Here is a 9,771-nt window from a genome sequence, read left to right on the forward strand (position 1 = left end):
CAATATAAATACAAAAAAGAAGGTGACTCTAAACAAGTTAAGATAAAGGATAGAGCGAGTATTTCTGAAAGACCTAGCAGTGCTAATAGAAAAAATCTTTATCACTTTGAAGGTGACACTATTGTTGGTAAAGACCATAAAAGTGCTATTGTAACAATGGTCGATAGAGCTAGCAGATTTACTATTTTAGCCAAGTCTATAGATAGAACAGCTAATTCAATCAATAGAATATTGTACAAAGTATCTAATGGTCATAAAATATTAACAGCTACATTTGATAATGGTAAAGAGTTTGCTAAACATAAGAAGCTAACTAGCAAGACTGGCATCAAAGTATTCTTTGCTGATCCATACAGTCCTTGGCAAAGAGGTACTAATGAAAACATGAATAGGTATATCAGACAATTTATACCTAAAGGTACTAACTTTAACAATATATCTCATCAATACATTAGAAAGTTACAGATAGACTTGAATAATAGACCTAAGAAATGTTTAAATTACTTGACACCTAATGAAGTACATTTTGGTATCTCTATAAACATTGAGAATACAATCTAGCACTTTAAACAAAAAGAATATAACAGCAAAACATAAAAAATTATATTTAGGTGTAGAAATAAAGTTTTATGGATTGTAAGAAAAAGACTTGCATAAAAATTTGAAAGAGTTTTAATTATCAATAATCATCAACTTTCAAATTTGTTGAATACCTAGACATTCTAGAACCTTGATGAAAAGTATTCACTTTTTCAACATTTTGTTTGTTATAGTAAGCCTGAAGATATAACAAATTCTCAGTATCATTGAACGAATACGAAAAGCTGAATAACGAAAATGAGATCATCGCTCCAACAAAGAAAGAAGTTATTTTATTCATATTATTTACTCTCTATATGCAATACGGTGTATTATATCATGATACAGCAAAAAAGGGAGTAAGTTTAATTACCAAAACACTCTCCCTTTAATAAATTACCTACGCATACAATTCTAGCAATTTTATTTAGATTTGACAAGCTTGCTTCATGCATTTCTTGACTGCTAGCATTACAGGCATCTGCCACAACCATGACTCTATAGTCACGATCATGTAATTCCCTAGCAGTAGACTCTACCACATAACTGGTTGATACTCCACAAATAATAACATCTTGAACATTATTTGCTCGCAAAACAAGTTCAAGATTAGTACCATATAGTGCATTGACGCGATGTTTTGTTATTATTATATCATGCTCTTGAACATCCATACTTGGATGAAAATCTGTTGCCCAAGTACCTAACTGCAAAACACCATATTCCGGAGCCTGCTTAAACATAGGAGAAACTTTTGAACACTCTTTATAATCTTTACTAAAACCAACCTTAACATGAGCAATCACAATATTATTTTCTCTTGCCCATGTAATTAATTGACTTGCTTTTTCCATAGTTTTATCATCTTTAACTCTCTTAGCGTTATGAGTTCCAAAAACGCCTTTCTCATCGACTATCTCATTTATAAAGTCTGCAACAATCACGATTTTATTTTTCATTTCTTTTCCTCTTATTATTTTCTTATTAAAGACAATATACTCGAAACACACACCATTAAAATCCCTATCATCTCCATATAACCTATAGAGCTATCATAAAACACAACATCTAATAGTGCTGCAACTATTACTGAAAAATACATAGCTGGAGCTATTAGTGAAGGATCTTTAGTATACTTAAAGGCTTTTACTCTAAAAATCTGTGAACTAATACCAAATATAATTATAGCTACTGATACCCAAATGACTACAGGCTTCATTGACACCTCATTTAAGCTAGATATGGCAGATATATTAAACGGTAGCAATAACATGCCTATAAATGTATATATCCAAAGATTTATAATAAACACATCTTCTTTTTTGCTTGCATTGTATAAAACAACTTGAGATGCTGCATTTAAAACTCCCGCAAAAAGAGCGCAAAGACTATATGTATTAACATTACCTTCTCCAACACCTAGTATAAGATAAATTCCCAAAAAGCTAATAATAATACAAGCAAAATTAAAGTAACCAACACTCTGCTTATAAAACAAAAACCTAATAACTGGAATAAATAATGGACTAGTATTAAATAGTAAAATGGTAATCAATAATGAACCATTACTTAAACTTATAAAGAAAAATAATTGTGCAAATAGACTAAACACCACCCTAATAAATATTGAACTCCAAGCGAAAGGAACAACTCTTGAAAAGGAAGAAATACTTACAACCCACCACATAAGTATGCCTCCACCAACAAATGAAACTAACATGGTTAAGTAGATCCCATCTATTTGTATCAGATACTTACATGCAAATGAGCCAAGAGCTATAAGAGCTGCAGAAACCATCATAAACCACAAACTTATAAAGTTATTAATTTGGGTCATTTTTCTTTACTCCATGAATTTAAGATATAAGAATAATATAACTCTTGCACCAATCTGTAAAATGCTTTATTCTTACATTATAAGTAAGTTTTTCTTACACGATATGATTAAAAAAAATGACTTACCTCCTTTAAACTCATTACCAGTATTTATAGCAGTAATGAAAACACAAAGTTATACTAAAGCTGCGGAACAGCTATTTATGACTCACTCTGCCGTGAGCCAATCTATAAAAAAATTAGAAAACCATCTTAATAAAAAACTATTTATCACGGATAAACGAAATCTAGTTATTACTGACTTAGCCAAAGAGTACTACACAATGATAGACCCTCTAATATCAGAAATTTACAATGCAACAGAGGTTTTAAAAAAACAACGTGCTAAAAAATTATCGATAAACTGTATGACTACACTTTGTGCAAATTGGCTAATCCCAAAACTAGATAATTTAATAGATTCAATAGTAAATACAGAGATACAACTCGTCAGTCTAGGCAGAAAAGTAAATTTTGATTATGATGATATAGATATAAGCATAGAATATGGTATTGACAGTGATTTTAGCAATAAAAACAAATTCAAACTCGCAGATGGTGAGCTAATACTAGTTTGCAATAATAAGCACTTTGGTAAAAGCCTCTCAGAAATAATATTAGAACAAAAGCTAATCTATGTTGATGATAAAATTCGCATTGATGATTATCAACTCTGGGCACAGCACAACAACATCTCAAAAAAACCTAACAAAAATATAATCTTCAAAAACTCTCTTCAAGCAATTCAGGCTTGCTTTTCAGGTATTGGATTTTTTGTTACAGATAGACTTTTAATTCAAGAACACATCAAAAATGGATTTCTTTATGTTCCGCCACAAAAAAGCTATCACACTGGAAAATCCTATTATCTTTTGGCTAGAGATTCTGAAACAACTAATTTTGATATTATCAAAAAATTATTGAGTTCTTATTTTTAACTCTATGTTTATAATGCTACATAAAATTTTCTATAAAATTAGCCTTTATAGTTCTCCAAAAACTCCTTCCTAAACTCTTCAAACCTACCCTCTTCTAGAGCTTGGCGAATATTTTTCATCAGATTTTGGTAATAAGTTAAATTGTGGATTGTATTTAATCTTGAACCTAATATCTCTTGAGTTTTATCTAGGTGGTGCAAATAACTACGACTAAAATTTTGACAAGTATAACAATCACAGTTTGGGTCTAATGGAGACACATCATCCTTGTGTTTGGCATTTCTAATTCTAACAACACCTTCTGATGTAAACATATGACCATTGCGAGCGTTTCGTGACGGCATTACACAATCAAACATATCAACACCACGATAAACAGCTTCTACTAAATCCTTTGGCGTACCAACACCCATCAAGTATCTCGGCTTATCTTCTGGCATCTGATGAGCAGTATGATCAAGTATTCTAATCATATCTTCCTTAGGCTCACCCACAGATAATCCACCTATAGCAAAACCATCGAAATCTATTTCTTTTAAAGCTTTTAAAGAATCATCACGTAAATGCTCATACATTCCACCCTGAATAATTCCAAATAATGCAGATGGATTATCTCCATGAGCATCATTTGATCTTTTTGCCCAACGCATAGATAGTTCCATAGAATCTTTTGCTTCTTTTTCAGTAGCTGGATATGGTGTGCACTCATCAAAACACATTACAATATCAGAGCCAAGATCTCTTTGGACTTGCATTGATATCTCGGGAGATAAAAAAACTTTTGAACCGTTTATCGGTGACTTAAATGTAACGCCTTCTTCTGTAAGCTTACGCATTTTAACCAAACTAAAGACTTGAAATCCCCCGGAGTCTGTAAGTATAGGTTTATCCCAACCGTTGAAATCATGTAAAGTACCATGTTTTTTGATAATTTCAGTACCTGGACGTAACCATAAATGAAATGTATTACCCAAGATAATATCAGCACCCATTTCTTTTAACTCAACTGGAGATAATGATTTAACAGCTCCATAAGTCCCTACTGGCATAAATGCAGGAGTCTGAATATCTCCTCTTGGGAAGCTTATTTTTCCTCTTCTAGCTTTGCCTTCTTTTTTGATCAAGTCGAACTTCATTACAGTCATAAAATTTAACCTTTTGAAACAGAATTTAATGAATAAGTTTTTTAAGCTACTAATCCTATAACATAGTTATAAAAATAGCTAGCGAAGATATTGTCTAGATAGTATTATCTCTTATAATTAACTCAAATAGTTTTAAAATCATCAAGGAAAACAATGAACTTTTTAAATTTTAGCATACCAGTGTTTGCTTATCTTTTGGGCTCAATTAATAGTGCAATTATTGTCTGTTATATATTTAGACTACCCTCTCCAAGAAGTGTTGGCTCTGGCAACCCAGGAACTACAAATGTTCTAAGAATAGGTGGGAAGGTTCCAGCGATCATCACCCTTGCTTTTGATATACTAAAAGGTCTAGTGCCTGTAGTTTTAGCTAAAGTATTAACTGGTAATGAATTTATAACTGCATGTACTGCATTATATGCAATTCTCGGTCATATACTCCCAATATTTTTTGGCTTCAAAGGTGGCAAAGGTGTTGCAACTTTAATAGGTACACTATTTGGGTTTAGCTGGATTTTAGGTTTAATATTTGTCATTACTTGGCTATGTGTTGCTGTAATTACTCGTTATTCATCTTTATCAGCATTAGTAGCTACTGTTATAGCAAGTTTTTCAGTAATATTTACCTCAGATTTACAAGTGGCAACGCCATTTTTAATAATTGCAATAATCATACTTATTAAACACAGAGGAAATATTCAAAGATTAATCAGTGGTCAAGAAAGTAAAATTGGTGATAAAGCAAAGGCGAAAAATGATTCAAATTAAAAACTTAAAAAAAGAGTACAGATCAAATAATACTAGCAATCTCGTGCTTGACAATATAAACCTTGACATTAAGCAAGGCGAGATATTTGGTATAATCGGTCATAGTGGTGCAGGCAAAAGCTCACTTTTAAGATGCTTAAATCTTCTAGAGCAACCTACTGATGGTTCAATATTCATTGCTGATGAGAATATTACAAAGAAGAATCCAAAACAGCTTAGAGAATTTCGCAGAAAAGTTTCAATGATATTTCAGCATTTCAACTTGCTATCATCTCGCAATGTTTTTGAGAATATTGCCCTTCCACTTGAGATTCAAGGAATACCAAAAGCTGAAATCAAAAAAAGAGTTTTTGAGCTGGTAGAGCTGGTAGAGCTTCCAAATAAAGCAAATGCATATCCTCAAGAGCTTAGTGGAGGCCAAAAACAAAAAGTTGCTATTGCTCGAGCTTTGGCTTTAGATCCTTTAGTTTTATTATCTGATGAAGCGACATCGGCACTAGATCCAACATCTACAAAACAGATTTTGGCACTTCTTAAAAGATTAAATAAAGAACTTGGCTTAACAATAGTTTTAATTACACATGAAATGGATGTTGTCAGAAAAATCTGTGATCGTGTAGCAATTATTGACAAAGGTCGTATTGCAGAAATGGGCAAAACCTTAGACATATTTCTAGATCCTCAAGCACCTGTAACAAAATCTTTTGTTGAGACAAGCATACATACAAAAGTCCCAGATTTTATTGCTAAAAGAATTTATGATAATCCTTACAGTTATGATAATACATATCCAGTAGTACAACTAACATTCTATGGAGACAAAGGTAAGATGCCTATCATTGCTGAAATTTCTCGTCAGTTCAATGCTACGGCAAGTATTATCCAAGCGAATATAGAAACAATCCAAGAGCAGATAGTGGGGATTGCGATTTGTCATATTACAGGTGAGCGTCAAGACTGGGAAAATGCATTAAGATTTCTTTCAAACCAAGATGTTAATTTAAAGGTGTTAGGTTATGCAACAGCAGACAATATTTAGTTCACATGAGCTTAGCCTAATAGCTCAATCAACTTGGGAAACCATTTTCATGGTTTTCATAGCCACTTTGGTAGCCGTCATAGGTGGTATATTATTAGGCATATTACTGTATATAACACAAGATAGTAAAAATGTTGCCGTTAAAGGATTTAACAAGACTTTTAGTATTATTATAAACATAACAAGAAGTATCCCATATATCATATTGCTAATACTTCTGTACCCCCTAACAAGGCTTATAGTTGGTACAACAATAGGGACTACTGCTTCAATAGTACCTCTAGCTATCGCTGCCCTACCATTTTATGCTCGACTAACTGAATCAGCTTTGCGTGAAGTTGATAACGGACTTATTGAAGCAGCCAAATCAATGGGCGCAACTAAAAGACAGATTGTTTTTAAAGTACTACTTCCTGAATCAAAGAATTTGTTGATTGATGCTGCTACTTTAACATGTATTTCACTAATCGGTTTCTCAGCTATGGCTGGTATCGTTGGTGGCGGTGGTCTAGGTGATTTGACTTACTTCAAAGGTTATAATTACGGTAATTACACTTTATTACTTGGTGGTGTAATTATGTTAGTTATCCTTGTTCAAATTACCCAATCATTCGGTAATTATCTAGTTACAGCCAAGAAGTTAACTTCACTTTGGATTATTACGGCTATTCTATTGGGTGCATGTAGTACACAGCTGTATGTAAATGCTGCAGCTACTACCAATACAAATGAAATAACTGTAGGATATATTACCAGTCCTCCTCAAGATAAAATCATGCAGCTAAGTAAAAAAATAGCTAAAGAAAAATATAATCTTGATGTAAATCTAGTAACATTTGGTGATTACAACATTCCTAATAGAGCACTTAATGATGGGGAATTGCAAGCAAATGTTTTCCAACACATTCCATTCCTAGAAAATCAAATCAAACAGTTTGGTTATAAACTTACTTATATTGGTAAGACTTTCTTATACTCAATGGGAATGTTCTCTAAAAAATATAAAAATATCCAAGATATTCCAAACGGCGCTACAGTAGCAATCCCTAATGACCCTACTAATCAAGGTAGAGCACTAATGATTCTTCAAGATGCTGGATTAATCAAACTTAAAGATGGTATAACTTGGAAAGCTACTACAGATAGTATAGCTAGCAATCCAAAAAATCTAAAAATCATAGCTCTACAAGCAGATCAAATCCCTAATAACCTAGGTGATGTGGATCTTGGTATTGTAAATAACGACTATATCCCTAAAGCAGGGTTAAGTCTAAAAGACGCTCTTTTTGTAGAGCCTAAAGATTCTCCATTTGCAAATGTTATTGCCGTTAAAGAATCACAAAAAGATAATCCTAAACTTAAAGAGTATGTACAAGCATTTAATACAGATGAAGTTAAACAATTAGCTGAAAAACTTTATCCGAATGGTGCTGCTATACCACCAGACCAAGCTGAACCATATTCAGTAGGTTTACATAATGTCGGATAAAAAGGCATATTACATATTATTACTACAGTTATCGCCACAAAATGGTCTTACAGAATCACAAAGTACATTTGACTCCATTAGAGGGTACTTCACGATATCTTTACCAAAAGATACACTTATAAGTAATACAAAAGCTAATATAGCAAAAAGTCTTTTCATAATGTTCCTTGCAAATTTTCCTTAACAAATTTGACAACTTCTTCCATCTTAAAGCTTCTAGCTCCTTTGACAGTAAGTTTAGTATTTTGAGATTTGTACTCAGTAAGTAGTTTTAATAGATCATTATTTAACTGTTGCTTATCATCATAGTATTTAGCATTTGAACCTTCATACTCTTCTAAAGCAAACTTTATTAAATTTTTTTCGCCAAATAAAAATATATTATCTAAATTTGCTTTATTGAGCCATTGATCCATCTTACGATGATAGTTTTCTGCCTCATCACCTAATTCTCTCATTGAGGTAATTGCTATAACTTTTTTACCATCAAATTCAGCTAAATCTGCTATAGCAGCCTGGACAGCTCCAGCACTAGCATTATATGTATCATCTACAAGAGTTAAGTTATCATTTAGCTTTTCAGTTGAGAATCTACCTTTATAATTTTTGATATTTTGCGTATTTTGTAAAAAACTGTTTGGCTCTAGTCCTGCAGCAACCACACTAGCTATCGCAAGCATGCTATTAGACAAATTATGCTTACCAATATTTGGCAACTGATAGTTATATTGTTTGTCAAAGATTCTAACCTTAACATCATAGAACTCTGGCGTAACCTGATAATCTAAAATGATGATATCTGCATCTTGATTACTCATTGAACAAGTGATTTTCTTACAATTTAATTTCCCCGCATACACAGATATTCTTTCATCATCAAGATTTACAATGCAAAAACCATCTTTTGGTAAAGCTTTAAGAAGCTCACCTTTTTCTATCATTACACCATCTAGTGTTTTAAGGTTCTCTAAATGACTAGCACCAACATTTGTAATCATTGCAATATTAGGCTGAATAATTTCAGCAGCAGCTTTTATCTCACCTGCAACGCTTGTACCAGTTTCAATCACAGCAAAATCAACATCTTGTGGAGTTTCTAAAACTGTCATCGGCACACCAAGATAGCTGTTGAAATTACCTTGTGTAAAATGAACTTTTTTATCACCAAGTAGAGTTACTATCATCTCTTTAACAGTTGTTTTACCACAACTACCAGTTAAGGAAATAATTGGCATTTTTAGAGACTTACGATACTCTTTTGCTAAAGCTCGTAGTCCCTTGATAGTATTACCACAAACTACTTGAGGGATATCTATATCTTGTTTCTTTGAAACCAACAATGCTTTTGCACCATTGCTAATAGCACTTGGGATAAACTCATGGCCATCACGATTAGCTACAATCGCGACAAATAAAGCATCTTGATTTACCTCATTAGAATTAATGCTAACTGTTTGAATTGATACATCTTCGCCGATGTATTCTAAGCCAGCTTGTATTGCTAATTGTTTTAGTGATTTGATCATTTTTTCTCCATAAGACTCATATTAAATTCCCCTTCCGGTCACTGAGCAAAGTCGAAGTGTGAAGGAAAAATAGCTTTAAAAGCTAGATTGTATTCTGAAAGTTTTAAATAGTTGAAAGAGAGTTCCAAATATAGTTTATTAGGTTTTGACGAAACTAAAATAAACGATAAGGAACTAAAAAATGCCAAAGCACTTAACTCTTTCAAATAGATATTGTATAGAAGAATTACTTAAATTAGGATACCAAACATCTCAAATAGCCAATAAAATTGGCTATAGTGAAAGAGCTATAAAAAAGGAACTTAATCGCACTAGTATAAATAGTGACTATAATGCTGAGATAGCACAGAAGCTATATCAAAGCCGCAGAACTTCAAATAATCATAAGCTATCCTGTAAAGTTAAAAAGCTA

11 protein-coding genes and 1 pseudogene are annotated in these 9,771 nt (G+C 32.5%); 6 read left to right on the plus strand and 6 right to left on the minus strand.

Translation table 11 applies throughout. From position 1 onward, the window contains the following. The coding region (locus tag F8C69_RS06610) for an IS30 family transposase (RefSeq protein ID WP_159183759.1) at positions 1-561 on the plus strand (561 nt) is incomplete at its 5' end. Between the two features lie 118 nt (positions 562-679). Here F8C69_RS06610 and F8C69_RS06615 read toward each other — a convergent pair. The 3 genes from F8C69_RS06615 to F8C69_RS06625 form a co-directional block, all read right to left on the minus strand. Further along, positions 680-880, minus strand: a complete 201-nt coding sequence (locus F8C69_RS06615) for a hypothetical protein (protein WP_159184653.1) — start codon at positions 878-880, stop codon at positions 680-682. 64 nt (positions 881-944) lie between these two features. Further along, entirely contained in the window at positions 945-1,538 is a 594-nt protein-coding gene (locus tag F8C69_RS06620; protein WP_159184654.1) for a cysteine hydrolase family protein, read from the minus strand. Positions 1,539-1,552: 14 nt separating this feature from the next. Continuing rightward, entirely contained in the window at positions 1,553-2,416 is an 864-nt protein-coding gene (locus F8C69_RS06625; protein WP_159184655.1) for a DMT family transporter, read from the minus strand. Between the two features lie 103 nt (positions 2,417-2,519). Here F8C69_RS06625 and F8C69_RS06630 point away from each other — a divergent pair, with 103 nt between their 5' ends. Next, the gene (locus F8C69_RS06630; RefSeq protein ID WP_159184656.1) at positions 2,520-3,392 is read left to right on the plus strand and encodes a LysR family transcriptional regulator; all 873 of its coding nucleotides are present in this window, start codon (positions 2,520-2,522) and stop codon (positions 3,390-3,392) included. Between the two features lie 38 nt (positions 3,393-3,430). Here F8C69_RS06630 and tgt read toward each other — a convergent pair whose 3' ends face one another. Further along, positions 3,431-4,537, minus strand: coding sequence for a tRNA guanosine(34) transglycosylase Tgt (gene tgt / locus F8C69_RS06635; protein WP_159184657.1), 1,107 nt, complete (start codon positions 4,535-4,537; stop codon positions 3,431-3,433). A 153-nt stretch (positions 4,538-4,690) separates the two neighbouring features. Between tgt and plsY the strand changes: the two genes are divergently transcribed. From plsY to F8C69_RS06650, 3 genes are read left to right on the plus strand one after another with little or no spacing between them, the layout of a single operon-like run. Continuing rightward, positions 4,691-5,305, plus strand: a complete 615-nt coding sequence (gene plsY / locus F8C69_RS06640; RefSeq protein WP_159184658.1) for a glycerol-3-phosphate 1-O-acyltransferase PlsY — start codon at positions 4,691-4,693, stop codon at positions 5,303-5,305. Next, positions 5,292-6,344, plus strand: coding sequence for a methionine ABC transporter ATP-binding protein (locus F8C69_RS06645; RefSeq protein WP_192189654.1), 1,053 nt, complete (start codon positions 5,292-5,294; stop codon positions 6,342-6,344). The genes plsY and F8C69_RS06645 overlap by 14 nt, the downstream gene beginning before the upstream one ends. Then, positions 6,322-7,833 carry a MetQ/NlpA family ABC transporter substrate-binding protein gene (locus F8C69_RS06650; RefSeq protein ID WP_159184659.1) on the plus strand — a complete coding sequence of 504 codons (1,512 nt, stop codon included), beginning with the start codon at positions 6,322-6,324 and terminating at the stop codon, positions 7,831-7,833. The genes F8C69_RS06645 and F8C69_RS06650 overlap by 23 nt, the downstream gene beginning before the upstream one ends. Here F8C69_RS06650 and F8C69_RS06655 read toward each other — a convergent pair. Together F8C69_RS06655 and F8C69_RS06660 are read right to left on the minus strand one after the other, a co-directional pair. Further along, positions 7,782-7,992, minus strand: a pseudogene (locus F8C69_RS06655) (hypothetical protein); the annotation flags it as partial. The gene F8C69_RS06650 and the pseudogene F8C69_RS06655 sit on opposite strands and share 52 nt — an antisense overlap. Further along, positions 7,989-9,359 carry a UDP-N-acetylmuramoyl-tripeptide--D-alanyl-D-alanine ligase gene (locus F8C69_RS06660; RefSeq protein ID WP_159184660.1) on the minus strand — a complete coding sequence of 457 codons (1,371 nt, stop codon included), beginning with the start codon at positions 9,357-9,359 and terminating at the stop codon, positions 7,989-7,991. The gene F8C69_RS06660 and the pseudogene F8C69_RS06655, both read right to left, overlap by 4 nt. A gap of 181 nt (positions 9,360-9,540) precedes the next feature. Between F8C69_RS06660 and F8C69_RS06665 the strand changes: the two genes are divergently transcribed. Further along, a partial coding sequence (locus F8C69_RS06665) for a helix-turn-helix domain-containing protein (protein ID WP_159183974.1) occupies positions 9,541-9,771 on the plus strand: 231 nt, incomplete at its 3' end.

The organism is Francisella noatunensis subsp. noatunensis (assembly GCF_009823375.1).
GTDB lineage: Bacteria > Pseudomonadota > Gammaproteobacteria > Francisellales > Francisellaceae > Francisella > Francisella noatunensis.